Source organism: Merdimonas faecis (assembly GCF_001754075.1).
In the GTDB taxonomy this organism is placed as follows: domain Bacteria; phylum Bacillota; class Clostridia; order Lachnospirales; family Lachnospiraceae; genus Merdimonas; species Merdimonas faecis.
The window spans coordinates 25,118-43,078 of sequence record NZ_MIEH01000002.1 but is presented as its reverse complement, the minus strand read 5'-3'; the positions used below and the strand labels follow the sequence as shown (position 1 = coordinate 43,078).

Genomic DNA, 17,961 nt, shown 5'->3' with positions numbered 1-17,961 from the left:
TTTCCTGCTTTGTGCTTATCTTTTTCCTGTATGCTCCTGTACCCCTCTAATCCCTGGTACGGATCGCATCGTTCTCCGTGATCACTACATCCATCCGCTGGTCATGTATGTCCACAGGAATCTCTTTTTCCATCATCTGCTGCCAGCAAAGCGCTGCCCTTAAGAACGTCGTCCCCTCCAGATACCGGTCATAATACCCGCCGCCTTTCCCCAGACGTCTTCCCTTTCCATCGCAGGAAAGACAGGGAATGACCGCCAGGTCTATCTCTTCCGGACGGATCAGCCTGGCTTCCGGTACCGGCTCCGGAATTCCAAAAGCTCCGGGCACAAGATCCTGTAGAGAACGGATCTCATAGACCCGCATCACGCCCTTTTTCTCACAGCGCGGCACACCCAGCCGTTTCCCTTCCGCCAGTACTTTTTCCAGTAAAGAGCGGGTGCTGACTTCTCCTTCCATCCCCACATAACAAAAGACCACTTCTGCCTGTTGGAATTCCGGAAGTTCCGCTGCCAGCATACAGATCCTTTCATCTGCCATCTGAAAATAGGCGTCGGAAAGAAATTTTCTTTTTTCTAACAGTTTTTTCCGCAGGTTCTGCTTCATCCTGTTTTGCCTCCTGCTTTTGTCACTTCATAACAACACACTTATTATTTAGCACAAAAATCCGCATTGTACAATAGGAAATGATACTTGTATATCAACCGAGTAATTTTTCCAGCAGTTTCCGGCTGTTTCTATCCGGCACCTGCCGCAAAAACTCCCGGATCCATTGCTCCTGCCGTTCATCTTCTTCCGCAGGATCCCAGGACACGATGCCGGCTGTTTCATCATAGATTTCTTTCAGCTGTTCCAGCTGATCTTTAAACTGCCCTCCATATTCACTCCAGATTTCCAGACTATAAGCGTCCAGCCCCAGATAATCAAGAAGATATATAAGCCTGTTCAAATCTGAAAACGTCATTTTTTCTTTTCCCGCCAGGATTGCCCTGTCACGTTTTCCGCACAAAAACAGGAACGCAAAGCGTTCGATATCCTTTTGATGCATACGCTTCTCCCTTTGTCTCACTTTTACAACCGATTGTAGACCTTATCCCGTGTAAAATCAACAGAAAAAGTGCAAAAATTGAGACAGTCATGTCCACACTATCTGCAGGAGGATGAAAGATATGCCAAAGCCCAAAACACCAGGCGGCAGGAAGAATCTGATCAGCCGCCGGCTCGCAAAGCTCCGCCAGCAGCACAATATGTCACAACGGTTCTTAGCTTACCAGCTTCAGTTGAATGGCTACGATATGGATAAAAATGTCATCACCCGGATTGAAACCAATAAGCGTTATGTTACAGATGTAGAACTGAAAGCTCTGGCCGAAATTTTCCACGTTTCATACGAATATCTCATTGACGGCGAAGGAGAAGAAGAAGAGCCATAAAACTATGGCTCTTCTTTTCTGCTGCCTTATGCCGACTCCCGGCTGATCACGCTGACAACACTTTCTCTTCGCTGCGGCAGATAGGCAAGATACGGGACCAGCACTCCCAGAAGCAGCAGTATCGGAAATACGATCAGCATCGGCCACAGGATAAACTGGTACTCCATAAACCACATGCCGTCCGCAAGAATCCGTACCAGTGTCACAGACAGGAGACAGCCTCCCGCTAAGGAACACAAAATCGTAAACCCTGCATAGTACAGTCCTTCCAGCATCAGCATACGGGTCAGCTGGCGCTTCGTCATGCCAATCGCTTCCATAATTGCAAATTCCCGTTTCCTGGTTACGATCCCCGTCAGCGTAGCATTGACAAAATTAAGGATACCGATGACGCCAACGACCATTGTCAGTACTCCTCCCACCAGGGTAAAAAGTCCGGTCAGTCCGTTAAACTCATCCAGCCATTTTTGTTTTGACTCATAGTGCATCAAAGGCTCCTGTGTTGTGGTATAGTTTTCCAGAAATTCTTCAAACTGCGCCTCCCTGCCGTCTTCTACATCAAATTCATAACTCATCAGATAATCCGGCGATTCCATGGAAAGAAATACATCCGCCGTCGTATAAAAGGCAAATTGCGAACCCATGCGGTTTGTCAGCCCGTAATAATTCTCCTTGATCAGAGACAGAATCTCAAATTTCCTCTTTTCTCCGTCCTTCATTACCAGCGTCACATGATCCCCGGCATGATAGTAGATCTCGTCCTCTATCACCTGGTCATTATCATCCGTAGCCACAGCTCCCAGAAGATATTTCCCGGTAGCAAGCTTTTCTTTGATCACCGAAAGATCCGTCTCGCCCTCAAAGGGCTCTGCCTTCTCAAGAGGATAATCCTCCAGTCCGTAAAAAGTTGTGCGGTAGTTTCCATCTTCATTCCGCTGATAGGGAACCTTCTCGGATCCAAACATATTGTAAAACTCCCCGTTCTCATCTGTCATGACATTTTCCGTAGGCTGGTAGGTTTCTGCTTCCAGACCGACTTCATTGCTCATATAGAGACGCCCGCCTCTCTCAAAGCCGTCCTCTTCCTCGCAGGCTCTGATAAAAGACTCACTCAGGCTGATCTCCTCTATTCCCTCTTTTACTCCGTAATACTCACTGTTGAAATATTCGGCATTGGCGATCAGAAAATCTGACACCACAAACTTTTTCAGGAACTGGTCCATACTAAATGATGAGGTTACCGTAAAAATGCTGTTCAGCAGGATCACTGACAAGGAAAGTGACAGGATCACGATCACGGTGCGTCCTTTGCTGCGGGCCAGGTTGGACAGCGCCATTCGCCAAAGCTTTCCGCCGTCTGTGCCTTTCTTTTCTTTCTTTTTTTCGTTCTGATCTTCCGTATAGCGTACTGCTTCAATAGGAGACACCCTGCCTGCGATCCTGGCCGGCTTGCGGGTGGAGATCCACACCGTAGCCAGACTGAACAAAATGGCCCCTGCAAAAATCCAGGGATTTAAGGATACCTGCACGTCAGACCCCTGGTAAGCGCTTCTTTCCACCACCAGCGGAACGATCCCTTTTCCCACAAAGAATCCCGTCACAAGGCCCAGCGGGATCCCGGCCACGGCCAGCTTCCAGGCCTGACGGCGTACGATTTTCCGGATCTGGCGTCCGGTGGTCCCGATCGTCTTTAGCAGACCGTAATACCGGATATCCTTTACCACCGAGATCTGAAACACATTGTAAATGATCAGATATCCGGTGAGCAGAATAATGAAAAGTCCTCCCGCCACCGCCCCCATGGTCATCGGATCACTCTGGGCCCCGTCGGATACATACGCCCAGTTTACATTACTGGACAAATAATTTTTGTCACCCTCCGTCACGGAATATCCGCTTTCTGTGATGACCTGCTCCAGCTTTTTCTGGATATTGAAGGAATTGGAAAAATTCACATCCATATCGATCCGGCCTGTCATCGCATACTCTTCCCGTTCCGCCGCCTTTATCTCTTCTGCATATTTTGTCAGATAATCCTCTGAGGTGACGACAAATCCCGTATTCATCGCCGGATCTGCTTTCAGGATCCCGGTCACGGTAAAGGTCCTGTCTTCTGCCGCCGGGTCTGCCATCCCAACCTGTAGCGAAAGTGTGATTTCCTGACCCGTCTCTTTTGGGAGCCCCAAAAGTTCTATTGTCACTTCATCCACCAGCACTTCATCTGCTTTCTCCGGCGCCCTCCCCTCTTCGATTTCCAGGTAGCGGTGGGGATAATGATATTCCGGTACATACCAGAGCTCTACATGACGCTTCAAAAACTCCGGATTGGCCACATTATCCGCCAGGACCTCACAGGCAGCGCTTTCTTTTATCAGAGGATGATCCTTCAGCGCTTCATACTCTTCCATAGTAATATCCTTGATCACACCATGGCTGTCTCCTCCCGACTGCCGCATGGTCTGCTGCTGAAAATTTTCCACAGACCCAAGGCCGATGGTAAAAAGAGTGGTAAACAGCATAGAAGTCAGGGCAATGGCCAGCACTGCGATCGTATTCCTTGTGTGGCTGGCACGGAAGCTCTTGTCTGACAGATTCCGGATGACCTTTTGATTTTTGACTTTACGCATACGCCTCACCGCCATTTCTGATCTTTCCATCCTCAATACGGATGATCCGGTCTGCCATCTGTGCAATTTCCTCATTATGTGTGATCATTACCACCGTCTGCCCGAACCGGCTGCTTGTCACCTTCAGGAGGCTTAGCACATCCTGGCTGGTTACAGAATCCAGATTGCCCGTGGGCTCATCGGCCAGGAGTATCGCCGGTTTTGCAGCCAGCGCTCTTGCAATGGCCACTCTCTGTTGCTGTCCTCCGGAGAGCTGGGAAGGCAGGCTGAACTTCTTTGCCTTAAGCCCCAGGATCTCGATGATATCTTCTACATAAGATTTATCAACCCTGTTTCCGTCCAGCTCCACCGGAAGCACGATATTTTCATACACATTCAGCACCGGCACCAGATTGTAGCTCTGGAATACAAATCCGATCTTACGCCGCCGGAAAATAGTCAGCTCTTCGTCCTTTAACTTACTGATATCCTTCTGATCCACCCACACCGTTCCCGAGGTAGGCCGGTCCAATCCTCCAAGCATATGGAGAAGCGTGGATTTACCGCTGCCGGAAGTGCCGACCACAGCCACAAACTCACCCCTTTCCACAGACAGATCTACTCCATCCAGGGCACGTACCAGCGTATCTCCGCTGCCGTAATATTTTTTTAACTTTCTGGTTTTCAGTACAATCATGATAAGCCTCCTTTTCGTGTCCCCTGTATAGCCATCCAGTAAAAGAATGGCCTTATAGAACTATTTTTCTATAAGACCACTATACACGGATAATCTTTCTGTATTCTTTCTGAAATCTATCAATTTTGACACATTTCCATTTTACATTTCTGACCCGGGGTATCCGGCAGACTCCTGGCTTATTGGAAGATATATGGAAAATCTGCTTCCCGTTCCATCTGCGGAAGATACCTTGATGTACCCTTCTTCCTTCTCCAGGATCTCTCTTGCCAGATAGAGGCCTATGCCGACGCCTTCCTCCTGCCGCATCTGTTTCCCCCGGTAAAACCGTCCAAAAATCTGAGCCCTCTCTTCTTCCTCAATGCCCGGCCCCTGGTCCTCTACCTCGATACACGCATAAAACTCATATTTTCGGATCCGGATTGTAATCCTGCTCTCTTCCGGCGAATATTTCACCGCATTGTCGATAATATTTCCCAGTGCCTCCGAGGTCCACTTTCTGTCAAACCTGCATCTGACCCTCTCTTCCAGTTCGCAGTCCAGGCAGATGTTCTTTGCCTCTGCTTTTTTTTGCAGTGAGGCCGCTGTCTCCCGGATCATAGGCGCAATCTCTCCATCTGCAGGTGACAGCTCCAGGATCCCAGTCTCAAGCCGGGACATTTTTACCAGAGACTGCAAAAGAAACTGAAGCTTTTCCGTCTGCCTTACAATCTGCCCTGCCAGCATCTTTTCTTCTTCATTTTCTGCTTTCTCGTCCAGAAGCTCTGCATAGAGCAAAATGTTAGCAAGGGGCGTCTTGGTCTGATGAGAAATATCCGACACCAGTGTCCGTATATTCTCTCTTTCTTTTTTCACCTGTCCCACCAGCTGTCCCTGGGCAGTAAAATACTGTTTCCAACGGGACTCCAGACGCGACAGCTCTGTCTCATCATAAGACGTCTCGTCAAAGGTTCCGTTCATAGCACTCTCCAGCATCTCATCCAGACGCTTCAAAGTCCCTTTTGCCCCAATCTGTATCATTGTCATTCCTCCCTGCCGGTTTTCCTGTCACAAAAGTCCCGCGAACACCGTGGCTCCCACTACCGTACACACCCCGGCCACTACGATAGCCAGGCTGCTCATTGCTCCTTCTGTCTCGCCCATCTCCATAGCTTTGGCTGTTCCGATCGCATGAGCCGAGGTTCCCAGTGCGATTCCCTTTGCCACCGGATGGCGGATTGCAAATATGCGGCAGATCGGCTCTGCCGCCATATTCCCAAGCACACCGGTAATGATGATCACTGCCGCCGCAATCTCCGAATGACCTCCCAACTCTTTCGCGATATCCATCCCGATCGCGGTCGTTACTGATTTGGGAAGCAGAGTCACATATTCTGCCTGTGACAGATGGAACACCAGTGCCATCGCAAGCACACAGACCAGACTTGCCAGGACCCCTGACAGGATCCCGGTAAGGATCGCCGCATAATTCTCCTTCAGAAGCTGCATCCTCTCATACATAGGAATGGCCAGACTTACCGTGGCAGGAGCCAGCAGATAGGTCAGATACTTTGCACTAACGTTGTAGGTTTCGTATTCCACGCCCGATAGCTTCAAAAACAAGATCACCAGAATAATGGCGATCAGAAGCGGATTGGCCAGCGCACTCTTCCATTTTCTTTTCACCAGCGTTCCAATACCGTACGCCGCCAGACTGATAAATACTCCGGACGCCGCTGAATTAAGAATCAGATTTTCCATACTGATTTACTACTCCTTCTTCCTTTTGTCTGATCACCCCTTCTTCCTGCCTTCGGATACAGGCTTCCGTCACTTTTCCGGCAGTCGCCATGACGACCACCGTGGATATCACCGTGATCACGCATGCCGGAACCAACATCGTCTTTACCTGTCCCCATGAGGCTGCCAGGCCTGCCGCTGCAGGAATAAACATCAGCGGCATGATCTCTATCAAAAACTGACCTGTCTCCCGGACGTCTTCTATCTTTAAGATCCCGCGTACCAGAAGCAGGAACATAAGGATCAGTCCATATACGCTTCCCGGTATCGGAAACGGAATCAAATAATGCAGGATCTCGCCTAAGAAGGAGATCCCCAGGATCACTGCAAATTGTCTGATATATTTCACTATCTTTTCCCCCTGTTTTTCTGTCAATTTCTGTTAAGCTTTTTTCTCCCATACATATCCGATACCATATACGGTCTCGATCGGGCGGTAATCCCCTTTCCCGGAAAGCTTGTGGCGCAGGCGGTTCACTGCTACACTCAGTGCATTTTCTTCTACAAATTTTGCCCCGTCTGTCCACAGGATCTCCATCAGGCGTTCCCTGGAAAGTGTGATTCCCGGATTCCACACAAACGTCCGCAGAAGTTTTTGTTCTGTTCTGCTCAGGATGATCTCCTGTCCGTCTACAAAAAACTGCATCTGATCAAACAAAAACCGATACCTGTGATCTGTATAGGTATCCTTTGTTTCTCTTTGTCCTTCTCCGGTACGCATCCGCATCCGTTCCACTCTCGCCCGCAGCGCCATCAGGCTGAAAGGCTTGGTAATATAATCGTCTGCCCCAAGAGAAAATCCGGTGATCTCATCACTTTCCAGATCATTTGCCGTGATCAGAAGCACCGGAATCTGTGAGGTCTTTCGGATCTTTTCCAGAAGCTCATATCCGTTCCCGTCAGGAAGGTTTACATCCAGAAGCGCCATGTCCACATGCCCCTTCTCCCAGAAATCCCTGCCTTCCGCTGCATTATATGCCTGCAAAAAGGAAACTCCTTCCTGCCGGAGCGCAAGAGCGATCCCCTGGTTCAGTCCCCTGTCATCCTCTACGATCAATATCTGATACATCCTTTTACGCCTCTTTCTACTCTGATCTATGACAGCCTGCGGCCGCATTTCGGACAAAATTCATAGTCCTCATCTGTGGAAAATCCACAGCTCATGCATCTCTTTACACGATGGTAATACTGTCCGCTCTGCCATCCTCCAGACAACGGCTCTAAATCTCCCGGCTGGATCTCCAGCTGTTCTCCCCATGCTATCCTTCTGCCAGTTTCCGGGTTCAGACGATATATCTTCCCGCAGCAGCTTGTCTGCACAAAGTACTGCCTGTTCCATTTAAAGACAGGAATAAAAAACAGAGATAATGCCGTATAAGTCATGTACACAGTGTATCTGCCATACTGCCCGCAGCTGCTGCAGATCACCATCTGGTTGAAATTCAGGTCTTTTCGGCCATCTGAAATACCTATGATAAAAAACATATCTGCCACCTCAATTTTTTCTGGTCCGTTCCATCCCTTTTCATAGGATCGTTCCTTTACCCATAGACCCTATCTTATAGCACTTGTATACATTTCGCAAGAAATAACTGACATTTTATACTTATATTTTCTTTCCTCCCAAAATCGGATATACTATTTTCAGCAACATTTTATACCAGAGGTGAAACAAAATACCATGAACTATCAGCAGGCCTGCCAAATCCTGGGTATTAGTCCAGGCACAGATTTCAGGGATATCAAAAAGAAATACCGCAAGCTTATGTCCGCCCTCCACCCGGATGTTCATATCTCAGCCCGCTCCCGCTATCATTATAACGTGCAGGAGATTAATATTGCCTATGCCCTGCTAAAAGAAGCCTCACTTAAGGATTCCGGGGCCACCTGTCTTTCCGGAGGCCATCAGCCGGGCGGCAAAAAGAAGGCCTCCGGGGCCGCCGTAGATTCAGTCTGGGACGCCCCTGTTAATGAAAACGCTTATCGGGAACGGAATATTTATTATTATGAAGAAGATCGGGAAGGACAGGTCATCGGAGATTTTTGCATTGCCAGGGGAAAATATTTCTGGCAGACGGAGGAAGAATTTCCCCTGTTCCTGCGCAGTATCCTTCAATGCAGCAAAGAACTGCTGGATGAAGCTGACACCGCCCTAGGAAGACTTAAGAGTCCTTCAAAGCGCACCCTTATCCAGGCCGCAGATCCAAAGGCGTCAGATGGCTCCAAACATATAATCAGCCACAGAAGCAGAGCTGGTTATCAGTCTCTCCATCTGTGGCTGAGATTAAAAGAAGACGCTTCCCCGCTGCCGCCGGAAAATCTAAACCTGCAGATCAGCCGTCTTCTGGAGCAGTATAAAAACGCTCCCTCCTAATGAAATGAATTTTCTTTCAAGGTATTTAGTTGTTTGTTTCCGCATCCTGAGCTGATCCGAGTGTGATACTCAGGGTCTGCTCCTGATAGGAGCCATTGTCCGCGCGCTGGACGACAATATCAACGGTTTCACCGGCCGCATAGTACTGAAGCGTATCCTGGAGGCCTTCGATGCTGCTTACAGAACGTCCGTCCAGTTCTGTGATAATATCACCTTCCTGGATACCAGCCTGAGCTGCCGGGCCATCTTCTACTACAGATGCCACAACTACGCCGGCCGGGATACTGAATTTTTCCTGTTCATCGGAAGAAACGCTGGCGCCCTGGATACCTATGTAGGAAGCCTGATCCTCGCTAACCTTTTCTCTCGTTTCCTGATTCATCAGATTCTGCAGGCTTTCCTGAGCCTTATTGATCGGAATCGCAAACCCAATATTGTCTACCGTCGTGCCAGAGGAAGTTGTTCCGGATTTTGCTTCATTGATACCGATCAGCTCCCCGTTCATATTTAACAGTGCACCGCCGCTGTTTCCAGGATTGATTGCGGCATCTGTCTGGATCAGCCCGGTAGAGTTAATCGTATTTCCGCTTTCATCAGTCAGACTCAAATCACGGTTCAAAGCGCTGACATATCCAGATGTTACAGACTGTCCATATCCCAGTGCATTTCCGATGGCAACTACCTGTTCGCCAAGCTGCAGTTTGTCAGAATCGCCGATTGAAGCAATCTTAATCTGATTCATCGTATCTGTAGAAATATCAGAAAGCTTTACTGAGATAACAGCCAGATCATTTTCCGCGTCAGTACCTTTGATCTCCGCAGAAACTGTACTCTCGTCAATAAATCCTACAGAAAGGCTGCTTGCTCCTTCTACCACATGATTATTGGTAGCAATCAGAAGCTCTGTATCATTCTCTCCTATGATCACACCTGTACCGGCGCCTTCCACTTCATACTGCTGTGTACCGCCGAAAAAGCTCCTCATTTCTTCCACAGACATCGTCGAAATGGTAACCACTGAAGGCATTGCGTTATCTGCTACTTGTGCCACTCCGCTGCTGCTTTCTGATGTAGAAGCCTCGGTTGTATCCGTCTGAGATATATGGTTCTGGCTGTAAAGGCGATTAGCCGCAGCGTTTACGCCATACATGGTCCCGCCTGCGATCAGTCCGAATACCAGAGCCATGGCTACGACCATTCCCCATTTCTTCTGTAGAGTCATCTCTTTTTTCTTTTTTTCTGTCCCGGTCTTTGTCTCAGACCCCTCTCCGGACTCTGCCTTCACTTCCTTCGCATCTGTTTCAGCTTCTGTCGCTTCAGCTTCTGACATTTCAGCTGTCTCTTCCTGTTTCTGCAAGTCTGTCTGTTCCTGTATTACCTCATCTTCACTCTGATTTTCCTGTTCATACATTTCATCCTTCATAATCTTTCAACCTCTTTTCTTAGGGTAACTTTTCTTTTTTTCGAGGTTGATTATAGATGCTCTCTGTGTTGAATCTGTGAAAAATTTATTACACTTTTATGAATTTGCATTTACCAGCTGCTCACCGGACGGATACTGATCTCGCCCCAAGCCAGGCGTTCTATCGTTCCGTCTTCGTACTGCACTACCAGATGACATGACTGGTCCACATCCTCTACATGCGCCCTTTTCTTCTCTCCGGGAGTCAGTACATAGATATCTTTCCCGATCACAAAACATCTTTCCCTGTAGCGTTCCACATAATGCTTTTTTGCATCTGTCCGATAATAATGCATGAAGCGGTTCAGAAATTCTGCCGCCAGAAAGTTCTTTTCTCTCTCCCTTTGCTCCGGGAATATGCTCCCTGCTACAGCCCCGATATCCTCCGGGAATCCTCCTTTTGGCGGACATACATTAAATCCGATCCCCAGGATCACATAGTCAAATCCTTCCTGTTCACGGCACGGAGATGCCTCTGTAAGAATCCCGCTCACCTTTTTCCCATCCATATATATATCGTTAACCCATTTAATCCCGGCTTTTCTTCCGGAGACTCTTTCTATAGCTTCGCAGGCGGCCACCGCTGCAATGGTAGTAATGTGCACTGCCTGCTCCGGCAAAATATTCTCCGGACGCAGCAAAAGACTTAAATAGACTCCTGTATCGGAGGGTGAATAAAATGATCTGCCCAGTCTCCCTTTTCCTTTGGTCTGCTCTCCGGCAATCACTACACATCCTTCCGGTACGCCTTCTTTTGCTTTCCGACGGAGCAAGATATTCGTAGAGTCTACTACCGGAAATACATGAAGCTGTAAGTCTCTGCAGTTTTCCTTTAAATATTTCTGTATGGTTTCTTCTGCCAAGATATCTTTTTGATCTGCCACCGGATCACCTCCATATAAAGTAGAATTCAGATAAACTATCTATGCTGTCAGCATCCCCGCTGTTTTCAGCTGACGGATACACTGCTTTCTTACAAATATAAAACATACCGCCTGCATTGCAATAGTGACGATCCAGGATCCCGGATATGAAATAAACAGGAAATACAAGGACCTGTGCTGCGGGAAAAACACATACACCCACAAAATCCTGATCCCCACGGTTCCAATAACCGATAACACCATCGGCACCGCAGAACGGCCCATTCCCCGGAGTGCTCCGGGAAGCAAATCCATGATACCGCACAGGAAGTACGGAACCGTTGTAATGGCCAGGATCTCCAGACCGCACTGGATCACATCCGGCTCGGAAGTATAGATTTTAAGAATCTGTGAGCCGAATACATATGCGCCGACTCCCAGAACGCCGGCCACGCCCGCCGACAGGACCATGCAGTCCAAAAGTACCCGGTCCATCCGCTTCTGTTTTCCCACACTGTAGTTCTGGCTGGTAAAGCTCATACAGGCCTGGGTCACAGCGTTGACCGACACATACAGGAAGCTTAAGATATTATTTGCGGCCGTGTAGCCTGCCATAGCCGTAGATCCGAAGGAATTAACGGAGGACTGCAGCAGGGCATTGGAAAAATTGATCACCGTACTCTGGATCCCGGCAGGGATTCCCACCTGAAAGATCCGTTTCAGGTATACTCCTTTGATAGTCAGCCTTGAAAAACGGATCTGATAACTTCCCTCTGACTTATGGAGACACCGCAGCACCAGAATACAGGAAATCATCTGAGAAGTCACTGTGCCCACAGCCACCCCGGCTACGCCAAGAGGAATCACAATGACCAGCAGAAGATCCAGCGCCACATTGGCCATCCCGGCCACAGCCAGAAATACCAATGGTCTCTTTGTATCTCCTACGGCTCTAAGGATTGCAGCACCATAATTATAAAGCATAAAAAAGGGCATCCCAAGAAAATAAATCCTCATATAGAGTGTTGCCTGACCGATCACATCCCCCGGCGTATCCATAATCCCCAGAGCGCCTCTTGCAGCTCCAAATCCTACAAATGCCATCAAGATCCCACTGATCAAAGCAAGCGTAATAGCCGTATGTACCGCCTCTGACATCTCTTTATCCCTTCCTGCCGCATAATATCTGGCCGCCAGGACGTTTGCCCCCAAAGAAATGCCAATAAAAAGATTGGTAAAAATATTAATCAACGCTGTCGTCGATCCCACTGCCGCCAGCGCCTGGCTGCCACTGAACCGCCCCACCACAATGATATCCACAGCATTAAACATCAGCTGCAGGATACTGGAAAGCATCAACGGGAGCGAAAAGGAAATTAATTTATCCATGATCGTCCCGTTGCACATGTCAATCTCATATTTATTCTTTTTCAAAACAGATCCCTCCATCTCGACAGATACCTAAACAATCAGATTTTCGCCGTGAATATCTTACTGCTTTCTCCGTTCTGCGTCAAGATGGCAAATGGGCAAATGGGGACGTACACCAGCCTAAGAAACTGTATGTAAAAAACATAATAAAATATCATATATCGTCATCTTGATCTACCTACTCTATCCATTTTTATGATCAGGAATTCAGAATCCTCATAAATTCGTCGCCCGTAATGGTCTCTCTCTGATACAGGTACTGTGAGAGTTCATCCAGTTTTTCCCGATTCTCCAGCAAAATCTGTGCTGCCTTTTCATGCTGTCTGCGCACAAGCTCCACTACCTTTTCATCGATCAGCTTCTGTGTCTCTGACGAACAGGTCAGCGAGGAATCTCCACCCAGATACTGGTTGGTCTGGACCTCCATTGCAACCATATCAAAATCTTTACTCATGCCATACCGCGTGATCATTGCTCTGGCAAGCTTCGTTGCCTGCTCGATATCATTGGAAGCTCCTGTGGTCACGGAACCAAATACGATTTCCTCCGCCGCACGGCCACCGGTATATGTAGCAATCTTGTTTTCCAGCTCTTCCTTGCTCATCAGGTAATGATTTCCCCCATCCACCTGCATGGTATATCCAAGAGCCCCGGATGTCCTTGGAACGATCGTGATCTTCTGTACTGGCGCAGAATTCGTCTGTTTTGCCGCTACCAGCGCATGTCCGACCTCATGATAGGACACGATCAGCTTCTCCTTGTCGGTCATGATCGCATTTTTCTTCTGATATCCGGCTATGACAACTTCAATACTTTCTTCCAGGTCTGCCTGAGTCACATACGTCCGGTTTTCTCTAACGGCCCGCAGCGCCGCTTCGTTTACGATATTGGCAAGCTCTGCTCCGGATGCTCCTGACGCCATCCGTGCGATCTTGTTATAATCCACGTTGTCCGCTACTTTAATCTTTTTCGCATGAACTTTCAGGATTGCTTCTCTTCCCTTCAGGTCCGGAAGTTCAACCGGAACTCTCCTGTCAAAACGTCCAGGTCTTGTAAGCGCCGGGTCCAGGGATTCCGGACGGTTTGTCGCTGCCAGAATGATCACTCCGTTGTTATCTTCAAAACCATCCATCTCCGTCAGTAGCTGGTTCAGGGTCTGCTCACGCTCGTCATTTCCTCCCACATTTCCGTCTCTCTTTTTACCGATCGCATCAATCTCATCGATAAAAACGATACAGGGAGCTTTTTCTTTCGCCTGTTTAAACAGATCCCGCACCTTCGATGCGCCCATGCCGACAAACATTTCCACAAATTCGGATCCGGACATGGAGAAGAACGGTACATTTGCTTCACCGGCAACTGCTTTCGCAAGCATGGTCTTACCTGTTCCGGGAGGTCCTACAAGCAGGATTCCTTTGGGCATGGATGCGCCGATGTCTTCATATTTCTTGGGATCATGAAGATAGTCCACGATCTCCGCCAGATTTTCCTTTGCCTCATCCTCTCCGGCCACATCCGAAAATCGGATTCCTTTTGAAGATTTCACATAAACCTTGGCATTGCTTTTTCCCATGCCGAACATCATAGAATTCTTGCCGCCCGCACGATCCATCATTTTCTTGGACATATATTGTCCGATTCCTACAAAAATCAGGATCGGCAGTATCCAGTTGAGAAGAAACACAACCCAGGGAGAGGTCTGCTCAATGATCTGTCCTGAAAATTCTGCTCCAGCGTCGTACAGCCGCTCTGTCAGATCCGGGTCATCCACCATTCCGGTCTTATAAATTGCCGTTTCATCCTTATCGGTAAAGGTGATCTGATTTTCCTCCTGATCGATCTCTACTCTTCCAATGTCTTCCTCTTCTGTCATCTGCATAAATTTCTCATATCCAACTTCCTTGATCTGGCGCTCTGCCACCCAGGGCATAAACAGGAAATTAAATAATACCAGGACCATAAGAACGATCACATAGTAATAAATCAATGGTTTTCTTGGTTTCTTTACTTCATGCATGCTGTTTCCTCCATTTCTTCACAGCCTTGTCATTGCTGCTCATCGTTTTTCTTCTTTTCTAATTTTTTCCACATCTGCTGCAGTAAATACTGTCCGTCTCATTATATTGATAACAGGCAGGGCAACGGATCTGTCCTTTCGCCTTGATAAGCTTCCGTTTCAACTGGATCACTTCATCTACCATGTGTCCGATCTCCTGGTTCTCTTTTTCAAGCTTATCCATAATAGATTTCCCCACATCGCAGTATTTTTCCTCGAGTTCATGCTCCTTATGATCCAGCTGGCGGGTGAGACGTTCAATTTCCTGCTCCTTTTTATCAGAAATCTTATCGGCCATACATTCCCTCCTTGAACTTCTATCGATAGCTTAAGTATAGCGGGATATCATCCCCGCTAACGAGACAAATTCCGCGGATGTGTCCATTTTTATAATTATTTTCTTTTGTATTCAGTTTTTTTATATTGTGAATTATTACGATATCCTTTAAGATGTTTTTTATGAAACGCTTACTTAGATGACAAAGGAGAATTCTAAGATGACGAAAAACAAATCCTCCGAAACGAAGGAAATCCTTGCCAACACCCTTTTTGACCTGCTGGAAAGAAAGCCTTTCCCTAAAATCAGCGTCAGTGAGCTGTGCGAAAATTCTATGATCGTCCGAAGTACCTTTTATTTACACTTCCAGGACAAATATGAGCTGCTTTCCTACTGTCTGGACCGCATTTCGATGGAACTGGAAGCATTAATGAAAACACATGAAACAAAGGATTTCTTTATCGTTTTTCTAACAGAATGTGAGAAAAAAGAACGGGTATTTTACAACCTTTTTGAAACAGAAATCAATGAAGAACTGATGAATCTGGTGTATCAATATATCAGCCGCAACATCACAAAATTCCTGGAAGAAAAGACCGCCCGGGGCGAACTTCTCCCCGGGCCGGTCGATTCTGTGACTGCGTTTTACGTAAGCGGTCTTGTTGGCATGACGTTCCACTGGATCAAAAGCGGCTGCAAACTGCCAAAAGAGACGCTGGCTTCCTGCCAGACCCGGTTGATGAAAGACATCCTATAAAAACAGGAGCATCTCTCATTCCCCGTCTAATTCAAGCTCTGGCCATTCAGAAAATCAGTAATTACTCTGGCGGCGGACTCGGCATTTGAAAGAACAGCCGGGTGCCCGCCCGTCTCAAACATGTATATCTTTCCATTTCCCACAAGCCTGTCCATTTCTTTGCATTCCTCCAGCATATCCTGGCGGCACATATCATCTTCCAGACTCCCCATAAAAAGAATGGGCGTATCCAAAGATTCTAATGGCTTACAGAACAACGGCGTTTTATTGACGGCACATGTTATCAGCGCCTGTGTATTGAGGTCTACCACCTTTTCCCAGTCTTCTCCCTGGCACCATTCATAAAACTGCCTTGCCTCCTGATCCTGCTTTGCGTGTTCCCGCTCCTTTCGCAGATTTTCCACAAAGCCATCACGTAACGTTCTGCCGTCAAAGCTGTCCGCGATGACATGCTCCACAAGATCAGGACGTTTTAATGCGGTATTCACAGCCACCCAGGCTCCGCCGCTTGTCCCTAAAAGATTGACTTTCTTCAGATTCAAATGTTCCATCAGCGCCAGAACCTGATCAGCCTGTGTGGTCCACAGATTCTCCGGAAAACATTCTACTCTGTCTGACTGTCCGTTCCCCAGAAAATCCATCAGGATCACCCGGAAATTTTCCTGATATAACGACAGCAGCAGTTCAAACATCCTGGAGGAAGCCGTATCACCGTGTAACATGACAAGCGGTTTCCCGCTTCCTATTTCCTTATAATAAATCTTTTTTGACTGATAATGAAAATATGACATCTTTTAGCCTCCTAATCATTTCTAAACTGATCAGCAAGGCGTAATAACAAAGATACACCTTGCCATTACCATGTAATAAAGATACCCATAAGGCCGCCTCCTTCCTTTATTTTTATTATATCCCATCCAGATACTAAAGCATAGATAAACTTTCCTAAGTCTCCGGCTCCGGCTTTTCATTTCCTTCCCAGCTGTTCAATGCAGCCCGACTGGATTGCGCAAATGCTTTTTCTTATCCTCTCCTCTGGCCAGTCCCACCACTTCAGTCTGAGCAGCTTTTCTATCGTATCTTCATGAAATCTTCTGCGGATCGTCTTTGCCGGAACGCCGCCCACGATCTACGTATCAAACAGTTTTGCAAAATGAATGTGCTATATCAAAAACACTTTGTAATCCATGAGGTATATTGCCAGTAAGGATGTATTGTAAATAATTCAAATCATGGTCGTGTTTTGGAAAAACGAAAATATGCAGGTTTGATTTTCTCCATTTTCTAAAATCACCACGAATTTTATCAATGTCAGCAATAGGGATATTTGCGTCATCTTCACCTTGAAAAATATATATGGGGACATTCAGCGAACGCATGATTACTGCAATATCAGGCAATGCAAAATGTTCTTTACACCATTTTGCTGTTATTTGAACAGAATAATTATTCCTCAACCATTCATCATCGTTATCCTCTATAGCTTGAAACACTTGCTTTTTATAATCTGCTAATTGTAATGCAAAATCATTTTGTGTGAGTTTTCCATCTTTATCTATGTCCCAATCTTCAAATTCAACATCTGGGAACAAAGAAGAACGGACATCTAATTTATCAAGGACAAAATCTGCTTTTTCTATGAACCCCTTTTCCCTGCAATCAAAATACTTACACATATTAACCATAGAACTGCCACCACTTAGCTGCCAATCCAGGGTATCTCTCATATTTTCATAAGAAAAACTTAAAAGCAGCAAGCCATCCACGTCATCACACTGTGTCATTGCATAAGGGATAAGGGTCGCCCCTTCACTAATTCCCATAAGCAATATTTTAGAATTTTTAAATTGCGGTAACTCCTTTATATAATCTTTTACCGTTATAATATCTTGAATAGATGTTGAAGGACAATAATTTGCATATTCCTCAATATTTACAGACACAAAATCCGGAGGAACATCTGATATTCTGCAGCCTCTCGTGTTCCAACGGCAAAAAGCAATATTCCGTTTGCCGAATTCATCAACAAACAAATCAAAATAATTGAATTCTTTTCCTGCAATCTCTCTGTGATTATCGTAGGTATTAGCACCGCTGCCATGACAAAAAATAATAACACTTTCACTGTTTACTGGATAATCTATTTTAACATCAAGACTGTAGTTGTCATGTGTCTGCACTTGGACTATTTTTGTTTGTTTCACAAATTTCACGCTCCTGGAAATTCT

19 protein-coding genes are annotated in these 17,961 nt (G+C 46.8%); 3 read left to right on the top strand and 16 right to left on the bottom strand.

All coding sequences use genetic code 11. The features are described 5' to 3' along the window. Positions 1-46: 46 nt before the first annotated feature. Entirely contained in the window at positions 47-604 is a 558-nt protein-coding gene (locus tag BKD12_RS00870) for a 5-formyltetrahydrofolate cyclo-ligase (RefSeq protein WP_070087509.1), read from the bottom strand. Positions 605-698: 94 nt separating this feature from the next. Beyond that, positions 699-1,046 carry a hypothetical protein gene (locus tag BKD12_RS00865; protein WP_070087508.1) on the bottom strand — a complete coding sequence of 116 codons (348 nt, stop codon included), beginning with the start codon at positions 1,044-1,046 and terminating at the stop codon, positions 699-701. A gap of 121 nt (positions 1,047-1,167) precedes the next feature. Between BKD12_RS00865 and BKD12_RS00860 the strand changes: the two genes are divergently transcribed. Continuing rightward, positions 1,168-1,431: a helix-turn-helix domain-containing protein gene (locus BKD12_RS00860; protein ID WP_070087507.1), complete on the top strand. Its 264-nt coding sequence runs from the start codon at positions 1,168-1,170 to the stop codon at positions 1,429-1,431. Between the two features lie 26 nt (positions 1,432-1,457). Here the strand turns inward: BKD12_RS00860 and BKD12_RS00855 are convergent, their stop codons facing one another. The 7 genes from BKD12_RS00855 to BKD12_RS00825 form a co-directional block, all read right to left on the bottom strand. Continuing rightward, complete coding sequence (locus tag BKD12_RS00855) at positions 1,458-4,058, bottom strand: ABC transporter permease (RefSeq protein WP_070087506.1); 2,601 nt, start codon at positions 4,056-4,058, stop codon at positions 1,458-1,460. Continuing rightward, a complete protein-coding gene (locus tag BKD12_RS00850) occupies positions 4,051-4,734 on the bottom strand; it encodes an ABC transporter ATP-binding protein (RefSeq protein ID WP_070087505.1) in 684 nt (227 codons plus the stop codon). The genes BKD12_RS00855 and BKD12_RS00850 overlap by 8 nt, the downstream gene beginning before the upstream one ends. Before the next feature lie 141 nt (positions 4,735-4,875). Further along, positions 4,876-5,754, bottom strand: a complete 879-nt coding sequence (locus BKD12_RS00845) for a sensor histidine kinase (RefSeq protein WP_330385510.1) — start codon at positions 5,752-5,754, stop codon at positions 4,876-4,878. A gap of 27 nt (positions 5,755-5,781) precedes the next feature. Further along, positions 5,782-6,474 carry an LrgB family protein gene (locus BKD12_RS00840; protein ID WP_070087503.1) on the bottom strand — a complete coding sequence of 231 codons (693 nt, stop codon included), beginning with the start codon at positions 6,472-6,474 and terminating at the stop codon, positions 5,782-5,784. Then, entirely contained in the window at positions 6,455-6,862 is a 408-nt protein-coding gene (locus tag BKD12_RS00835) for a CidA/LrgA family protein (protein ID WP_070087560.1), read from the bottom strand. The genes BKD12_RS00840 and BKD12_RS00835 overlap by 20 nt, the downstream gene beginning before the upstream one ends. Before the next feature lie 33 nt (positions 6,863-6,895). Further along, positions 6,896-7,582, bottom strand: coding sequence for a response regulator transcription factor (locus BKD12_RS00830; protein ID WP_070087502.1), 687 nt, complete (start codon positions 7,580-7,582; stop codon positions 6,896-6,898). A gap of 26 nt (positions 7,583-7,608) precedes the next feature. Beyond that, on the bottom strand, positions 7,609-7,998 hold the full coding sequence (locus BKD12_RS00825) for a zinc ribbon domain-containing protein (RefSeq protein WP_070087501.1): 390 nt from the start codon (positions 7,996-7,998) through the stop codon (positions 7,609-7,611). Positions 7,999-8,194: 196 nt separating this feature from the next. Here BKD12_RS00825 and BKD12_RS00815 point away from each other — a divergent pair, with 196 nt between their 5' ends. After that, positions 8,195-8,887 (top strand): J domain-containing protein, encoded by a 693-nt coding sequence (locus BKD12_RS00815; RefSeq protein ID WP_083262774.1) that lies wholly within the window; start codon positions 8,195-8,197, stop codon positions 8,885-8,887. A gap of 25 nt (positions 8,888-8,912) precedes the next feature. Here the strand turns inward: BKD12_RS00815 and BKD12_RS00810 are convergent, their stop codons facing one another. The 5 genes from BKD12_RS00810 to BKD12_RS00790 form a co-directional block, all read right to left on the bottom strand. Continuing rightward, a complete protein-coding gene (locus BKD12_RS00810) occupies positions 8,913-10,310 on the bottom strand; it encodes a S1C family serine protease (protein ID WP_070087498.1) in 1,398 nt (465 codons plus the stop codon). Between the two features lie 110 nt (positions 10,311-10,420). Next, positions 10,421-11,233, bottom strand: a complete 813-nt coding sequence (locus BKD12_RS00805; protein ID WP_176730899.1) for a biotin--[acetyl-CoA-carboxylase] ligase — start codon at positions 11,231-11,233, stop codon at positions 10,421-10,423. 39 nt (positions 11,234-11,272) lie between these two features. Then, positions 11,273-12,661 carry an MATE family efflux transporter gene (locus tag BKD12_RS00800; protein ID WP_070087496.1) on the bottom strand — a complete coding sequence of 463 codons (1,389 nt, stop codon included), beginning with the start codon at positions 12,659-12,661 and terminating at the stop codon, positions 11,273-11,275. 181 nt (positions 12,662-12,842) lie between these two features. Then, on the bottom strand, positions 12,843-14,660 hold the full coding sequence (ftsH, locus tag BKD12_RS00795; protein WP_070087495.1) for an ATP-dependent zinc metalloprotease FtsH: 1,818 nt from the start codon (positions 14,658-14,660) through the stop codon (positions 12,843-12,845). A gap of 58 nt (positions 14,661-14,718) precedes the next feature. After that, positions 14,719-14,997 carry a hypothetical protein gene (locus BKD12_RS00790; RefSeq protein WP_070087494.1) on the bottom strand — a complete coding sequence of 93 codons (279 nt, stop codon included), beginning with the start codon at positions 14,995-14,997 and terminating at the stop codon, positions 14,719-14,721. A gap of 199 nt (positions 14,998-15,196) precedes the next feature. On the opposite strand from BKD12_RS00790, the gene BKD12_RS00785 reads away from it, so the two are divergent. Further along, positions 15,197-15,733 carry a TetR/AcrR family transcriptional regulator C-terminal domain-containing protein gene (locus tag BKD12_RS00785; protein WP_070087493.1) on the top strand — a complete coding sequence of 179 codons (537 nt, stop codon included), beginning with the start codon at positions 15,197-15,199 and terminating at the stop codon, positions 15,731-15,733. A gap of 26 nt (positions 15,734-15,759) precedes the next feature. Here BKD12_RS00785 and BKD12_RS00780 read toward each other — a convergent pair whose 3' ends face one another. After that, complete coding sequence (locus BKD12_RS00780) at positions 15,760-16,524, bottom strand: alpha/beta fold hydrolase (protein WP_070087492.1); 765 nt, start codon at positions 16,522-16,524, stop codon at positions 15,760-15,762. Between the two features lie 345 nt (positions 16,525-16,869). Continuing rightward, the gene (locus BKD12_RS00775) at positions 16,870-17,937 is read right to left on the bottom strand and encodes an alpha/beta hydrolase (RefSeq protein WP_070087491.1); all 1,068 of its coding nucleotides are present in this window, start codon (positions 17,935-17,937) and stop codon (positions 16,870-16,872) included. Positions 17,938-17,961 lie beyond the last annotated feature (24 nt).